12 protein-coding genes and 1 pseudogene are annotated in these 15,564 nt (G+C 61.7%); 5 read left to right on the plus strand and 8 right to left on the minus strand.

Features of this window, described 5'->3' with window-relative positions; translation table 11 throughout:
* The first annotated feature begins 1 nt into the window (after position 1).
* The 4 genes from nhaD to OWC48_RS01330 all read left to right on the plus strand — a co-directional run bounded on the left by nhaD (position 2) and on the right by OWC48_RS01330 (position 3,828).
* On the plus strand, positions 2–1,279 hold the full coding sequence (gene nhaD / locus OWC48_RS01315; protein WP_282518299.1) for a sodium:proton antiporter NhaD: 1,278 nt from the start codon (positions 2–4) through the stop codon (positions 1,277–1,279).
* A 137-nt stretch (positions 1,280–1,416) separates the two neighbouring features.
* Complete coding sequence (locus OWC48_RS01320) at positions 1,417–3,012, plus strand: HAMP domain-containing sensor histidine kinase (RefSeq protein ID WP_166352131.1); 1,596 nt, start codon at positions 1,417–1,419, stop codon at positions 3,010–3,012.
* Between the two features lie 44 nt (positions 3,013–3,056).
* On the plus strand, positions 3,057–3,260 hold the full coding sequence (locus OWC48_RS01325; RefSeq protein WP_282518300.1) for a DUF1289 domain-containing protein: 204 nt from the start codon (positions 3,057–3,059) through the stop codon (positions 3,258–3,260).
* Positions 3,261–3,288: 28 nt separating this feature from the next.
* Positions 3,289–3,828, plus strand: coding sequence for a TIGR02281 family clan AA aspartic protease (locus tag OWC48_RS01330; protein WP_282518301.1), 540 nt, complete (start codon positions 3,289–3,291; stop codon positions 3,826–3,828).
* 114 nt (positions 3,829–3,942) lie between these two features.
* Here the strand turns inward: OWC48_RS01330 and OWC48_RS01335 are convergent, their stop codons facing one another.
* Positions 3,943–4,305 (minus strand): hypothetical protein, encoded by a 363-nt coding sequence (locus tag OWC48_RS01335; protein WP_282518302.1) that lies wholly within the window; start codon positions 4,303–4,305, stop codon positions 3,943–3,945.
* Positions 4,306–4,351: 46 nt separating this feature from the next.
* The gene (locus OWC48_RS01340; RefSeq protein WP_282518303.1) at positions 4,352–5,815 is read right to left on the minus strand and encodes a hypothetical protein; all 1,464 of its coding nucleotides are present in this window, start codon (positions 5,813–5,815) and stop codon (positions 4,352–4,354) included.
* Positions 5,816–6,213: 398 nt separating this feature from the next.
* Here OWC48_RS01340 and OWC48_RS01345 point away from each other — a divergent pair.
* Positions 6,214–6,375, plus strand: a pseudogene (locus OWC48_RS01345) (outer membrane protein); the annotation flags it as partial.
* 50 nt (positions 6,376–6,425) lie between these two features.
* Here the strand turns inward: OWC48_RS01345 and dusA are convergent.
* From dusA to OWC48_RS01375, 6 genes are all read right to left on the minus strand, one after another.
* Positions 6,426–7,421, minus strand: coding sequence for a tRNA dihydrouridine(20/20a) synthase DusA (gene dusA / locus OWC48_RS01350; RefSeq protein WP_282518304.1), 996 nt, complete (start codon positions 7,419–7,421; stop codon positions 6,426–6,428).
* 441 nt (positions 7,422–7,862) lie between these two features.
* On the minus strand, positions 7,863–8,573 hold the full coding sequence (locus tag OWC48_RS01355) for a hypothetical protein (protein WP_282518305.1): 711 nt from the start codon (positions 8,571–8,573) through the stop codon (positions 7,863–7,865).
* A 250-nt stretch (positions 8,574–8,823) separates the two neighbouring features.
* Positions 8,824–9,972 (minus strand): OpgC domain-containing protein, encoded by a 1,149-nt coding sequence (locus tag OWC48_RS01360; RefSeq protein WP_282518306.1) that lies wholly within the window; start codon positions 9,970–9,972, stop codon positions 8,824–8,826.
* Between the two features lie 217 nt (positions 9,973–10,189).
* Entirely contained in the window at positions 10,190–10,720 is a 531-nt protein-coding gene (locus tag OWC48_RS01365; protein WP_282518307.1) for a hypothetical protein, read from the minus strand.
* Between the two features lie 115 nt (positions 10,721–10,835).
* Complete coding sequence (locus OWC48_RS01370; RefSeq protein WP_282518308.1) at positions 10,836–12,548, minus strand: thiamine pyrophosphate-dependent enzyme; 1,713 nt, start codon at positions 12,546–12,548, stop codon at positions 10,836–10,838.
* Positions 12,549–12,676: 128 nt separating this feature from the next.
* A complete protein-coding gene (locus OWC48_RS01375) occupies positions 12,677–15,544 on the minus strand; it encodes a winged helix-turn-helix domain-containing protein (RefSeq protein ID WP_282518309.1) in 2,868 nt (955 codons plus the stop codon).
* Positions 15,545–15,564 lie beyond the last annotated feature (20 nt).

Consider the following 15,564-nt stretch of genomic DNA (forward strand, 5'->3'; position numbering starts at 1 on the left):
CTTGCTGATCGCGATCGCCGTCATCTTCGTTTTGGCCTATGCGGCGATCGCGCTCGAACACCCGCTCCGGATCAGCAAGAGTGCCACGGCGCTGATCGGCGCCGGGCTGCTCTGGGCGATCTACGCGGCCACGATCGGCGACCACGCCATGGTCGGCCGGCAGATCGACGAATCCGTCGTTTCCACCGCGAAAATCGTGTTCTTCCTGATCGGCGCTATGACCATCGTCGAGGTGATCGACGCCCATGACGGTTTCGAGGTCATCACCTCCCGCATCAGCACGACGAGCCAGGTCCGCCTGATGTGGCTGATCGGCTTCGTGACCTTCTTCCTCAGCGCGAGCCTGGACAATCTCACCACCACCATCGTGATGGTCTCGCTGATCCAGCGGCTGATCGCCAGGCGCGACGACCGCCTGCTGTTCGCCTCCCTGATCGTCATCGCCGCCAATGCCGGCGGCGCCTGGACCGTGATCGGCGACGTCACCACGACCATGCTGTGGATCGGCGGGCAGATCACGCCGCTGAAGATCATGGGCTCGGTGTTCCTGCCCTCGCTGGTCAATCTGCTCGTGCCGCTCGCCTTCATCAGCCTTCTGGTGAAGGGCAAGACCATCGCGGCGCCGCCCAAGGACGACGGAGTTCAGCTCGTCGGGTCGTTCGAGCGCAATCTGATGTTCTATCTCGGGCTCGGCGTATTGATCGCCGTGCCCGCCTTCAAGGCGGTCGCGCACCTGCCGCCCTTCATGGGCGTGCTGCTCGGGCTCGGCATCGTCTGGCTGGTCGGCGAGGTCGTTCACCGCGACAAGGACGAGCATGTTCGCCGGCCGCTGACGCTCGCGCATGCGCTAACGCGGATCGACATGAGCTCGATCGTGTTCTTCCTCGGCATTCTGCTGGCGGTCGCCTGCCTCGAACATGCGGGCCTCCTGTCGATGCTGGCGCGCTGGCTGGAGGCGACGATTGGCCGCCAGGACGTCATCGTCGTCGTGCTCGGCCTGCTCAGCGCCGTCATCGACAACGTGCCGCTGGTGGCGGCGACGATGGGCATGTACGACCTCGGCCACTACCCGACCGACAGCTTCCTCTGGGAGTTCATCGCCTATTGCGCCGGAACCGGCGGCTCGATCCTGATCATCGGCTCGGCCGCCGGCGTCGCCGCCATGGGGCTCGAGCGGATCGAGTTCCTCTGGTACGCCCGCCGCATCGCCATCCCCGCGCTCGCGGGCTATCTGGCGGGCGCGGTGGTCTACGTCGCCCAGCATGCGGCGCTGCACTGACCGGCACTGCGTGCGTTCAAAATTAACGCCGGGTTAACGTAATTCTTTAGCTCCTTAAGTCACCTCTTAAGGATTTCTTGCCAGAGATAGACAATGCAGAAGGCCCGCCTTTGCGCGGGCAGGAATGTTGTTGTTCGATGAGTAAACCCGCTGAAAAGCCAGAGGTCGTGCAGCTTCCGGCCGAGCCGGTGAGCGCGCCATCTGCGAGCAGCCGACGGGCTGCGTCGCAGCGGGTACGCGAGGCGCGCGACAAGTTAACGTCGACCAGCGGAACCCGGCCGGCTTTCGACGCCGAGATGCTGCGCCAATATGCCCAGACGCGGCTGTCGGCCTCCTATGTCGTGATGCTGCTGGTGGTCGCCACCGGTGTGCTGTTCGGGCTGTGGATGCAGCCGATCCCGGCCGCGGCCTGGACCGCCGGCATGCTCTGCATCCACGCCGCGATGATCCGCAGCTGCCACCGCTTCCTGGCTGAGGCCTCCTCGCCTGCGGCGACGCGCACATGGCGGACGCACTTCGTCGTGCTCGACCTGCTCTATGGCCTGTGCTGGATGGCGATCCTGATCCATCCCGTGCTCGACATGGTCACGGAAACGCTGATGATGTTCCTGATGCTGCTGGTGATCGCAGTGTCGAGCATGCTGGCCGCCAATCTGCCGATCGCCGCCCTCGCCGCCACGGCGCCGGTCGCGGTCGCGATGGCGCTCAGCTTTGCAATCACCGGCGCGCTCGACAATTACATCCTGGCGGCGCTCGCGCTCGCGGCCGAAGGCTATTTCGTGCTGCTGGCGCACCGCCTGCACTCCTCGACCTTCGCCACGCTCGAAGCACGCGCCGAGAAGGACGCGCTGATCGGCGAGCTCGAACAGGCCAAGGCGATCTCGGACGAAGCGCGCCACCGCGCCGAATCCGCCAACGTCGCAAAATCGCGCTTCCTCGCGCAGATGAGTCACGAGTTGCGCACGCCGCTGAACGCGATCCTCGGCTTCTCCGAGGTGATGAAGAGCGAAATTTTTGGCGCGCACGCGGTGCCGGTCTACAAGGAGTACTCGGCGGACATCCATAATTCCGGCGTGCACCTGCTCAACCTCATCAACGAGATCCTCGATCTGTCGCGGATCGAGGCTGGCCGCTACGAGCTCAACGAGGAAGCGGTGTCGCTGGTCGGCATCGTCGCCGACTGCCATCATTTGATGAAGCTGCGTGCCTCGAGCCGCGGTATCACCATCCACGAGGTGTTCGAGCAGGCCATGCCGCGGCTCTGGGCCGACGAGCGGGCGATCCGCCAGGTCGTGCTCAACCTGCTCTCCAACTCGATCAAGTTCACCCCGCAAGGCGGCGAGATCTGGCTCAAGGCCGGCTGGACCGCTTCGGGCGGGCAATATCTCTCGGTGAAGGATTCCGGCTCCGGCATCCCCGAGGACGAAATCCCGATCGTGCTCGCCTCGTTCGGCCAGGGCTCCAACTCGATCAAGTCGGCCGAACAGGGCGCAGGGCTGGGCCTGCCCATCGCCAAGAACCTGATCGACCTGCATGGCGGCACATTCACGCTGAAATCGAAGCTGCGCATCGGCACCGAGGTGATCGTCACCTTCCCGCCGGAGCGCGTGATGAGTGCGCTGGCGCCGATGTCGGACGATTCTCCGCCGCTCCAGCCGGACAGTTCCGCGGTGCCCGACGAGAAGCGCCGGCCGCGTCACAAGCCGATCATGAGCGCAGGTACGGGCTCTTAACGAGATGCTTGCAGACATGCCCGACGATCCCCCACTATGGCCACATGAGCAAAGAAACGCCGTGCGTCGCCGTCTGCATGATCGATCCCAAGACCAGGCTGTGCTTCGGCTGCGGCCGGACCTTGCCGGAGATCGCGCGCTGGCACGCCATGGAGAGCACGGAACGGCTCGCGGTGATGGCGCTGTTGCCGGCACGCATGGTGGACGCGGGTTTGCAGCCAATCGCGGGATCGCCGAAACGCGTCTGATCGCCCTGCGTCGCCTCGGAGGCGCGCGATGATGCGCTTCCTGCTCGTTCTCGTCATGCTCGCCGGCACGGCCGGTGCCGTCGTCGCCTATGGCGATCCCGACCGGATCGCGCGCGCGAGCAACAAGGTCTCGCACATGTTTCGCGCGCAGATCGCCTCCCCGGCCCCGGCCGTGCAGATCCAGCGCGGCCAGGGCGGCGAGTTCGCGCTGCGTGCGAAGATCAACGGCGTCGCCGCACCGATGGTGATCGATACCGGTGCGACCTCAGTGGTGCTGACCTGGGAAACCGCGAAAGCGATCGGACTGCCTCTCGAGATGCTCGAATACGACGTCGATCTCGAAACCGCCGGCGGCCACACCAAGGCAGCCCGCCTTACGCTCGACCGCCTCTCCGTCGGCCACCTCGTCGAAAAGTCGGTGCCCGCCCTCGTCGTGCAGCGCGGGCAGATGAAGACCAACCTGCTCGGCATGAGCTTCCTCGACCGCCTGGAGAGCTGGGGCGTGCGCGCCGACAAGCTGATGCTCACAGGCTACCCGGAATTGCCAGATCGCCGCGCGCTCCGATAATCCGCTTCGCTGCGCGCCCCATGCGCACGATCAAGGCCCAATCAGCCGGGACTGTCTGAGCCGCACAACGCGATCGGCGTTTGTCAGATCGCCCCTTGGCCGCTCTGGCGCCGGTCAAACTGACGGCGCCGCTCCATCCAGGCAGCCCCGCTGGATCCAGTCCGCGATCTCATCGATATCGGCATCGGCAAAGAAAGAATTCGCGTTGAGCGGCATCCGGCCGAACCGCGCATGCGGGTCGTTTGCATCGAAATCCGGCGTATCGCCCCGTAGGGCGTGGATCATGATCGAGTTGTCGGGATCGCCAACGACGACGACACGCTGCCCCTTTACCGTACCGTCGGTGACGAACGTAGTGTGGGTCATGTCGCGCCACCAGCGGCCATGGCCCGACAGGTCCGGGTCTGCGCCCACCTTGGTACAACAGGCGTCCATGAAATTCTGGAAATCTGCATAGGTCGTGATTTTGCCTGCCATGTCCGATCCCCCAACTGCTTCGTCACTTCAAATTCGGAACCCCACGTCACCGACGTTGAAGCACGCGGGCCAATGCCTGCACCATCGGGTCATTGTCGAGAGCGGTCCTCGCCGGCGACACAGCCTCATTGGTTTTTCGTGGTGCCATCTTGGCGCCGGTCGCTGTCGATAAGGGCGCTGCAATCCGCCGGAATGCCGCGGATGCCAGCATTAGCTGCGCTGGGTCGTGTGCATCGAGCGCCATGAACGCGACAAAGTCCCGGCCGAGCTGATTTGACACGGCCTGATGGCATTCCATGCAGCTGGAGCCGTTCCGCTGCTGGTAGGTCTCCATCGTCGTGTTCGCCAGGGTCGAACCAACTCCCAGCGGGAACGGTCCTCCTACGTTGGTCGGACCTGGTGTCCCCGGCGCGCTTGGCCATTGCGTCATGATCAGCATGTAGTTGGCCCAGACCGTTCCCTTGATCTCGGGGAGATTCCAATACGCCCGGTTCATCTGCATCGTATCGGACTGGATCGGTTGCAGACGAACGACCTGCATCGGATCCGGGTTATCGCTTGGAGGATTGTCGTCGGAGATCATCTTGGGGGCCGGCGTCGGCGCGAGCCCCGGAGGCGGAGATCCGGAGTTGAACGAGTAAGGAACCTGCGCGGCCTTGGCGTCCGGCTCATCATTTTTTGGTGGAACGTTATCGATATGCTCGAACGAGCTCCAGATCCATTGCGGCCGGAGCTTCGTCTTGATCACGATATGGAGGCCGACGAGCGCGATGTCCCGCTCGTTGCAAACGATGCTTCCGCCGCGCGTCGTCGCGACCGGATCAAAGACCATGGCTTTGGCGATGTAATAGCGGCTGCGGTCGATCCCATCGTTTGGCTTGAGCACGCGCCAAGCAGCTTTCAGTTCAATTGAACCGTCCCGAAACGCCCCGGGTTTCGCTGCGGTGGGCAGGTTCTGCTTGATGTACCACTTGTTGTTGTCATCGACGATTGAATCGAACTGCTCGCGATTAAAGCGAACCTCGTAGCGGGTGTACATCCGGCTCTGGTCAATCAGCGGATTGGCAAGGCGGGCCAGCGTGAAGGCGGCCTGATTGAAATCCGCGAAATGACTGAATGCGCTAAGCGTCTTGGTCTGGTTGGTGACAGCGCCTCCGCACGGGTTCGTGCCGTCGTAGCTGGTCCATGATGCCGGTCTCGGCGCGCCCGGCGCAAAGACCTCGTAGCGCGCCTTGTAGGTCTCCCAGACGCGGGGGCCCGCGTCGCCCGGCTTCTTGGTCCGATCGGGCTGCCCGCGGTTTGGGGCGCCGTCCAGAGCCGGCCAGTTCAACGCGACGAAGGCCCGCCAGCTGAAATTGTCAAACCGCGGAAACGGATTGCCGGGCGCATCCGGGACATCATCAATGCGGTCTGGCAGCACCTGCGGCGTCACATCCTGCGCCGACGCATTGCGCGGAACAAAAAATATCGAGAAGCTCACCAGGATCACTATGGCCATGAAAATTGGCATCGCTGGTCCCTCATCAAATCGACCCGCATGACGGGTCCGAGTCCAACGTCTCCGACGCGAAAACAACCGCGAACGTCACCGCATGAAATGATGCGAGGGCCGAAGGATCGTCGGGCGAGTAAATAGCAGAGTAATAAACAATTTTAGATTGTAGAACGCGTCCTGTCTAATGCTTTATTGTCGCAAACCCTCTCGATCCACCCATCATTGCGATGTCGTGTATGCGCGACGCCAGAGGCATCTCGCCTCGTCATCCTGACGGACAGCGGCCGATCTGGCGCCTTGTAAGGCCACCAGCGCGCTGCGCAACATCGGCGCGGCTGCCAGCCAACCGCCTGACCCGAGCCCCCGCCAACAATCCATCGATGCGGCATTTCCTCTATTTACAAACCGCCTAGTCGGCGGGCCGCGGCGTCGAATGAGCGTTCCTGCCGAAATGGTCGGCCAAGGCCGAATATCTCTATACCGAGTTCAAGCACGACGATCTGCCGGACTGGAACGCCGCGAAATTCCACACCTTCCGCGTCGGCGTGAACTATCATTTCGATCTGTTCCGCTGAGGCAGGCCGAAAGAGCCGGATTTCACGATCCGGCTCTTCACCTGCCTGGGCTAGGCCGCGGCCTCCGCCGGAGCGCGCGCACCGACACGCGCGATGGCATCCCGCAGCACGTCCACACCGGCGCCCGGCTTCACCCCTTGCTCGGCAAGATGGCGGCGGAAGGCGCGCGCGCCGGGCACGGCGTGGAACGCCCCGACGAAATGCCGCGTGATCGCATGCAGCCGCGTGCCCCGCGCAAGCTGCTGCTCGATATAGGGCATCATCGCTTCGAGCGCGTCCTGCATCGTCGCATGCGGCGCCGCTTCGCCGAAGATGTCTTGATCGACGGAGAGCAGCCGCCATGGCTCCTGATAGGCGGCGCGGCCGAGCATCACGCCGTCGACGTGCTCGAGATGCGCTTTCGCCTCGTCGATGCCTGGGATGCCGCCGTTGATGATGACAGGCAGGTCAGGCATCGCGCGCTTGAGGCGATAGACGCGATCATAGTCGAGCGGCGGAATGTCGCGGTTCTCTTTCGGCGACAGACCGTTCAGCCAGGCTTTTCTGGCATGCACGATCAGCGCGTCGCAGCCGGACGCAACCACTCCGCGCGCAAGCGTATCGAGCGCGGCTTCCGGATCCTGGTCGTCGATGCCGATGCGGCATTTCACCGTGACCGGAACGGCGACCGCGCACTTCATCGCATCGACGCACCTCGCCACCAGCTCCGGCTCCGCCATGAGACACGCGCCGAAGCGTCCATCCTTCACGCGATCCGACGGGCAGCCGACATTGAGGTTGATCTCGTCATAACCGAACTCCTCGCCGATCCGCGCGGCCAGCGCGAGTTCGCGCGGATCCGAACCGCCGAGCTGAAGCGCCACCTTGTGCTCGACCGCATCGAACCCGAGCAGCCGCTGCCGGTCACCATGAATGATGGCGCCGGTCGTCAGCATCTCCGTATAGAGCAGCGCCCGCCGCGTCAGGTGACGGTGGAACACCCGGCAATGCCGATCGGTCCAATCCATCATGGGGGCCGTAGAAAATTTCCACCTTAAGCCATTCATTTCGTTGATCTATTTAACCTTCAGTTGATCCTTCGTGTGATTGGACCGATTGAGAAATCTGGTGTGACGAAGCTACCGCAGCTTGGCTTTTCTAGGCCCATATAGGCATGATTTGGAAGCGGAAATCGCCTCTTCGGATTCTCAGTGCACACGCCAGACACACGAGAGCGAGGCATGCACATGCAAAGTACCGAGATCATAGCCGCTCAATTATGCTCACTTCGCGATGTGAGTATAATTGGCACCTATGGCACAATGGACTTCTTGGGCTAATCAAGCAGAAGCTTGAGGCTAGCGATCTGTGCCTCATGCTCGGCGTCACGGGCAATTCGCGCCCTATGATCATGATAGCGTCGCATCGTCCGCCGTGTATGAGCCCGCATAAGACAACTTTACGAAGAATGCTCGGCACAAGCTGCGGCCTGTTATCCCTCTCGCGGATCACTTCGACACGAAGCTTTTCACAGCGAGCCCCGAGCCGACGATAGAGACGTCGTGCAATTTTACTGCAAGATCCGCGCTCACAATTCGAAGAAGGTTGGCGCGAAGCTCCGGTTTGTTCGCCGTGAATTCTCTGACGTGGTGCAGATCCCAGCTTGCAAGCGTTCCGGCGCCGCGTGCCACAACGTCCACCGGACTGGCCAAGCCGCTGTAGGCGCTCACGTCGCCGATGAGTTGACCGGGCCGAAGCGCTATTCTGGTGCCGTTGCAGAGAATGGCCTCGATTTCTCCGGCCATGACAACAAGAGCCTCGGACAAGAGCTGCCCCCTTGTGAGAATGACTTCTTCGGCCGAGCAGTCGACCCATCGGGCAAGGCTGACCAGCCCCAAGAATTCCCGCTTGTCGACCGAGCTGAATGCGACCTGATAGAGCCGTTCTTCCCTGTCGCCCAGCACGACCGGCCGCCGCTCCAGGAGCGTCGCCACGATCCGAATCGCGTTGACGATCATGAACGCCGCTCCCCAAAAGATCGGCGGCCACAGCGTGTCGTCCTGGAAATAGTAATATGGCAAGGTCAATCCCTCACCAACGATGGCCAGGACACGCAGCGTAAGGACGCCTTGCGCCGAGAAGGCGACGAGGAACACGATGTTCGAGAGGTTGATCAGGCCGTTGATCCCGAGAACCTGATCAGCCACGAACTCGTACATGAAGACTCCAACGACGTTTTCTGATGCGGCCTACGCGGCTCTGGCAAGAGATCCGAAGAGCCTGGCCCGAAAGGCTGCTCTGGTCATATTCCGGTTCATTCTGGGGAATGACGGACCGCGCATGCGATACCGCCCCGAAGCTCACTATATGCGGGGCCCGGGCCCGAAATGGCGAGAGAAGCACGGCCTGGATCGACACATAAAATCGTGATCGCTTCATCGCAACTCGTGTTTCAGCCTCCCGCGACGCTCAACCTGCCGCCGCGACGGCCGCCTTGGCCGGCGCCTTGTCGGTGCTCTTCGACCAAGACCGGTAGTAGGCCAGCACGGTCATCATCAAGATGCCGACAATGCTAACCACGATCTGCATCCAGATCGCGCCGGAAATCTCGACCAGCACGACATGTGCGGCAAAGGACAGGAATATCCCGGCGCAAAACACCTCGAGCGATTGTTGACCGCATTTGATTGCCGGTCGAAAAATCGTCCGTTCCAGACCCGGCCAGTCGCGGGGCAACAGGCGAACGACGAAGAACGCGAACACGACGAAGTGCAGAAGGCGATAGGGTGCGAGATTGGTCTTGTCGTTTGGATTGAAGGCGCCGTAGACCTCCGCCGGGATCAGTGACCGCAGCTCGTCGAACCGGGCCGACATTGTCATCACCAGAGCGAACAGAAGATAGGCGATGCCGAGCGCCAATGCGGTACGCGACCGGATGAACGGCATCGCCTGTGTCGATCCGCAAAGCGCAAACCAGGCTCCGAACGTGAACAGAAACTGCCAGGCGAATGGATTGAAGTACCAGACGCCAGTTGGATAGGCCGAGAGGTTCCATCCGAAGTGCCTGGCCAGCAGATAGAGCAACGCCGAAGCAGCCAGCGTTAAATTGGGTCTGCGCAGCATCAGCCAGAGTATCGGCGGGAAGACGCCCATCAGCACTATGTAAAGCGGCAGCACATCCATGTTCACCGGCTTGAAGCGAAGGATCAGCCCCTCGAACAGGAACTGCGCGGAATTTCCGAGGAAGCCCCTTATGTTGAAGTCGTCGGTGAAGCCGGAGTTGCCAGACCTCTGTGCGACATATTCGATTTCGGCGAGATAGAGCACGAACAGGAAGACGTGCGCGACATAGATCTGCCAGACCCGCTTCAGAAGTCTCGTCGCGCCGACGACAAATCCCCGTTCGAGCATCATCCGGGCAAAGACGAAGGCGACAGTGTAGCCGGAAATGAAGATGAAGGGATCCGCAGCATCGCTGAAGCCGTAGTTCCGCGTCGTCACCCAGTTCACGATGTTATTGGGGATAAGGTCGAGGAAGATTCCCCAATTTGCCACACCTCGGAACAGGTCCAGCCGCAGATCGCGGCCTTTCGTCGGCAGCGTAGCGAGGATCTTCATCGTCAATGCACCCAAGCTCAAGCGCGCGGGTTCTCCTTCGCCGGCCGCCTGCTCGCGCAGCGTCTCCGTTTACGGCGTCTAGAGCCGGCCCCGGCATTTCGACGTGACCGCTCCGAGCATAGCTGCCGATGACTGCTCGTATTGTACAATCGTGCGCATGCGGGACGTGAGTTCAGCGGAAGGACGGGAGACGAGACCTGCGCAACGGCCTCAATCTTCAATCTGCTTCCGGAAAATGCCACCCCTCCCAGGCGTCACGATGCGCGACGCGCTTCCGCGAAGCTGGTCTCGATCGCGCCTGCCTGTCCATCGGCTCAAACCAGCAGCACGCCTCGACCGGTCCCTGGAGCTCATTGGGCCTGCGGACTCTCGCGACACGAAGCGAGGGAACTACTCTGGATTTCTCACGCTTGGATCTCACGGACGGATGCTCCGCGGCGATCGGCCGCGCATCCGGTGTCGACTTCGCGACCGCGCCGGCCTCCGCGTCGACGGCCGGTCGCCTCGTTCCTTCATCGGACAGATGTTCGACCAGCGCCATATCGATGGATGGCGGCGAGAGTGTCGGCTGGCTGGTATCCAGGACAACCTTCTCCGGCCATTTGCGCGCGGATGCGATCCGGATGGTGGCTCGCTCGATGCCGTTCGCCCGATCGGCAATTCTGTCCGGCTGCTTCGGCAAAGACCAGTCAATGATCAGCAGAAGAGCAGCGAGTGCGCCGCCGACAACAGCAAAATACCTAGCCATGGGCAAAGCCGATGGCTCCGGCAATCTCGGCAATCTCGATCGACTCATCACAGCAATGCCTAGCCACTCTCACGCAGTGCGGCATGCCATGCCACCGCTGGGGGAACGACCTCGACTAGAGGAAGTTTTCCTTCACCATTTCCCAGACGTCGCCTCCGCGACCGTGCAGGACGGCGCGAGCGGAATAGAGCGCCATCCCGATTGCAGGCTCGACTTGCATGAATGGCGGCATGACGAGCTGCATCGGGTTGACAAGCACGTGCAGGAGCGCAGGTCCCGGCTGCGCGAGCCAGTCCTTGGCCGCGGTCTCCAGCTCGCTCGCGTTCGAAACGGTCTGGCCCCAGAGACCCAGGGCGCGCGCAACCCCTGCGAAATTCGGGTTCTTCAACTTCGTGAAAGTGTCGAGCATACCCTCGGCCTTCTGCTCGATCTCGACAAAACCAAGCTTGCCGTTGTCATAGACCGCAATCTTGATCGGCAACTCCTGCGCGACGATCGTCATCAGGTCTCCGAACAGCATCGAGATTCCGCCGTCGCCGGCCATGCACACGACCTGCCGGCCGGGTTCCGCCTTCTGGAGCCCAATGGACGACGGCATGCCGTTGGCCATCGTTCCATGAAGCAGGCTCGCGAAAATGCGGCGCTGGCCGTTTCCCTCGATATGGCGATAGGCCCAGGCGGCCGGGGTGCCGTCGTCGGCCGTGAACAGCGCATCCTTTGCCGCATGGCGACTGATCACCTGCGTCAGATAGCTTCCGGGAATACTGCCATCGTGACCGGCAGCAACCTTGGCCCGCTCAGCCTCCCTATATTTCGCGTAGCGCTTCAGATACGCGCTTCGGAACGAGGCGTCGGAGCGCTCGACCAGCTTCGGCAGCAAAGCCTCCATCGTCGCCTTCACATCGCCGACGACGCCCTTCGTGATCGGATGACGTCGTCCGAGATGGGTCGGGTCGATATCGACCTGCACGATCCTGGCCTTGTCCGGATAGAATTGCCGCCAGGCAAAATCTGCGCCCAGCATCAGCAGCGCATCGCAGTCCAGCAAGGCGTGGTACCCGGCCTCGTTGCCGAGCATCCCGGTCATTCCGATGTTGTAGGGATTGTCAAACTCGAGAAAATCCTTGGCTCGCGACGTATGCGCGATCGGCGCCTTCAGCCGGTCGGCGACCGCGAGAATCTCCTGATGTGCCCCCTGGCAGCCTGAACCACCGTACAGCACGACGTTTTCGCTCGCGTTGAGGATGTCTGCGATCTCATCAAGATCCGTATCGTTCGGCCTGGTGACGGGCCTGGCTACGTGCACCGCATAGGGGATTTTGTCGTCAACGCTCGAGGCGGAGATATCCGCCGGCACGATCAGTACGGCAACGCCACGTTTCGCCAAGGCCGTTTGGCAGGCGATCACCGTCTTCCGGCGCGCCTGTTCCGGGGTATGGATCATGTCGCAGAAGACGCTGCAATCCCTGTAGACCTGCTTGAAGTCGACCTCCTGGATGAAATCGAAGCCCAGTTCGTCGCGAATGATCTGACTTGCGATCAGGATGACGGGCGCACGGTTACGATTGGCCTCGAAGATCCCGTTGATGAAGTGCAGGCTTCCAGGCCCGCAGCTGCCGGCGACTGCCGTCAGGCGATCGGCGAGTTGCGCCTCCGCCTGCGCGGCGAATGCTCCCGCCTCCTCGTGTCTCATCGAGATCCACTCGATCTCGCTTTTTTCGAGCGAGCGGGCGATCAGATTGAGGGTGTCGCCGACGACGCCGTAACAGTGCTTGACGCCTGCGCTTTGCAAGGTCTCAACAATGATATCCGCGACCAGCTTGCCCATGACATTCAACCTTGGCTATGACCGTTCCTGCCACAGCGTGCGCCCACTGTGCTGTCAGGGCTTGGATCAAAATGCGAGGACTTGAACCCGCCTGCGCAGACGGCGCACGGCTTCGGATGGCGCACCTTTCAGCCGACGTCCTCGGCTCCGGATCGGAGTTGACCGAGCATTTGAACCGCGCGGTTGCGGGCAGGAAATGAAATTCCGGCCGGCACGCGATCAAGACTCGCGCTGAGATATTCATAAGCTTCCGGCAAGCGGTCCTGTTTCAGCAACAGCCCGGCCAGGTCCGTCGCGGCCGTCAATTCGAACAGGGTGGCGGATTGGCGTTTGGCCCAGTCGATTGCCGACAGCAGGCTTTCTTTGGCGTCGAAATGATCCTCCGCAGATCGAGACGCCAGGATGCGCCCTTTCATCCTGAACAGGGCGGGCATGTGCAACAATTTTCCGGCGCGCCGCTGTTGCTCGATTGCGTTCGCCGTGAGGGTCAGTGCCTGCTCATGCTCACCAAGATCCGCAAGCGCCTCGGCCAGATCGCAGGTAAAATCCATGTTCAGCATCTCTTGATTCTGGACGTGAAGCTCATCCAGAGCACTCTTCAACAATTGGATCGCTTCGATGCGCATGTCCTGAAGAAGCAGCCATTGGCCCTTCAGGCCAGCCGCTATGGCGCGATATGGCATCAGGGAATGCGCGACGGAGAGCTCACTCAGCTCACCGATGTACTGATCTGATTGACTCAGGTCCGCCATGGCCAGAAACACAGGAAGAACCAAAGCCAGGGATCGGCACAACGTGGCGGGGTTGCCTGACCTCTTGGCCTCCTCTCTGGCGCGCCTTGCGTAGTCCAGCGATTGGTCGAGCAAGCCCCTGTACAGGAGCGAACGTGTCATGCCGACGAGCAGGAAGCTCGTATAATGAAAGAGATATGGTTCCGATCGAGAACGCGGTCTGGACGCCAGGTGCCGGAGACCGGCTTCGCAATGTAGCTGTGTGGCGAGATGATTTCCCGACAGATGTTCGGAGGCCGCCAGCATTGCTTCCGCCAGCGCCATGTCGTCGTGAGTTCCCGTTGTCGACGCCAGTTTCTTGCTCCGGGTGGCGATCTCGCTCGCACCTCGGATGTCCATGGTCCAGTGCGAATACATGAAAAGACCGCTTAGAACCCTCAGCTCCTGAGCTAGATCGCCCTGCTCGACTGCAATATCCAGCGCGTTCGCGAAAGCAATCCGCACGCGTTGATCGCTGCTTTCGGTATGCATCAAAGCCAGCGGGATTGATGCGGAGATCTCCATGGCGAAGCGGGAGTATTGATGCGGGCTTCCCAGGTCTGCCATTGCGCGCTCGGCCCATGCCTGGCACTCGATCAGCAACGACAACTCCAGAAACACCTGTGTGGAAGCGGCGGCCAGTCTCGTTGCCGTCTCGGCATCGCCGCGCGGTCCAAAGCTCCATTCGAGGGCCGCACGGACGTTGCTCAATTGGTCGGAATAGGCCGCGGCTCTTTCAACGCCTGGCAGGCTCGATAGAGCCTCCCTCAGTGTTTCGAGATGTCCGGCGAGGTATTCCGCATGCCGACCGAAGACCATATCGACTTCGTCGTGTTCTTCCAGTTTTTCCAGTGCGTATGCCCGGGTCGTGTTCGGCAGGCGATACTGCGCCTGCGCGACATCGATCCGAGTTGCTATCAATGACTTCTCGACCAGCCCGGCAACGGCGTCGAAAATATCCTCGACTCCCACACCGGGTTCACCGGCGACAGACCGCGCGCCATCGAGGGTGAAATGTCCGACGAAAGGAGCGATGCGTCGAAAGACGATCCTCTCCGCGTCGGACAGCAGATCGTAGCTCCAATCCAGTGTCGCCTTGAGCGTCCGATGCCTGGCGACTGCCGTTCGATGGCTCAGTCGCAGCAATTCCAGCCGGGACACCAGGAGATCAACCGTGTTCTCGAGGCCAAGGGCGGCGACCTGCCCCGCGGCCAGCTCGATCGCCAGCGGAATCCCATCCAGCTTTCGGCATATGTCCGAGACGAATGGCGCCTCCTTGTCGGTGAGAACGACGCGACCTGCCCGCATGGCCACGCGCCGTACGAACAGCTGCACTGCCGGATATCGCAGCACTGCATTTGCAGTCTGCTCCGAGTCGTCTGGTGGAAAATCGAGAGGAGGAACCCGGCAGCAATGTTCACCCTCGACTTTCAACAATTCCCGGCTCGTGGTCAGAACATGAATCCGTTCCGTTTGCTGATAGAGTTGTTCGGCAAGCGAGGCGACCGCCTCGATCACATGCTCGCAGCTGTCGAGTATGATGAGGAGCTTCCGCGACCGGATGAGGTCGACCAGCTCCGGGCCAGGATCTTTCGATTTGAGTGAAAGCCCCAAGGAGGTCGCAACGGCCGCAGCGACATGGTGAGGATCGGTGAGGCTTTCCAGATCGACAAAATAGATCTCTCTGCCGATCGCCTGGGCGACGACGCGGCCGACGGCCAGAGCGATGGTTGTCTTGCCGATGCCGCCGGGGCCGAGCAGTGTCACGAACCGGTCATTCCGAAGCCTGTCGCCGACCTCGGTGACGAGCGTCTCGCGTCCGATCATCATGATCGGTCGCACCGGAAGCCTGCCTTGCCGCCCGGACCTGGCGGTCCTGCTTTCCGTGGCACCCCCAAGGGAGGCCAATGCGCCGACGAACGAGTAGCCCCGTCCCTTGATGTTTGCGATGTAGCGGTTGCCGAATTGGCCGTCGCCAAGCGCCTTGCGAATCGCGGCTACGTGGACCCGGATGCTCCCCTCTTCGACCGTCACGTCCGGCCAGACGTGATCGATCAACTCCTGCTTTGCGATCACCTTGCCGGGGCGCTCGGCAAGGTAGATCAGGATGTCGAGGGCCCTGCTGCCGAGGGACTGCGCCACGCCGTCGCGCCGAAGCGCCCTCTCTTTGCTCGAAAGCTCGAAGGGGCCAAACAGCAGATTCCCACGAGGCTCGTCGTCAGCCATGGCTCTTGGCACGGGCTTGG

Source organism: Bradyrhizobium sp. Arg816 (assembly GCF_029989365.1).
Taxonomy (GTDB): domain Bacteria; phylum Pseudomonadota; class Alphaproteobacteria; order Rhizobiales; family Xanthobacteraceae; genus Bradyrhizobium.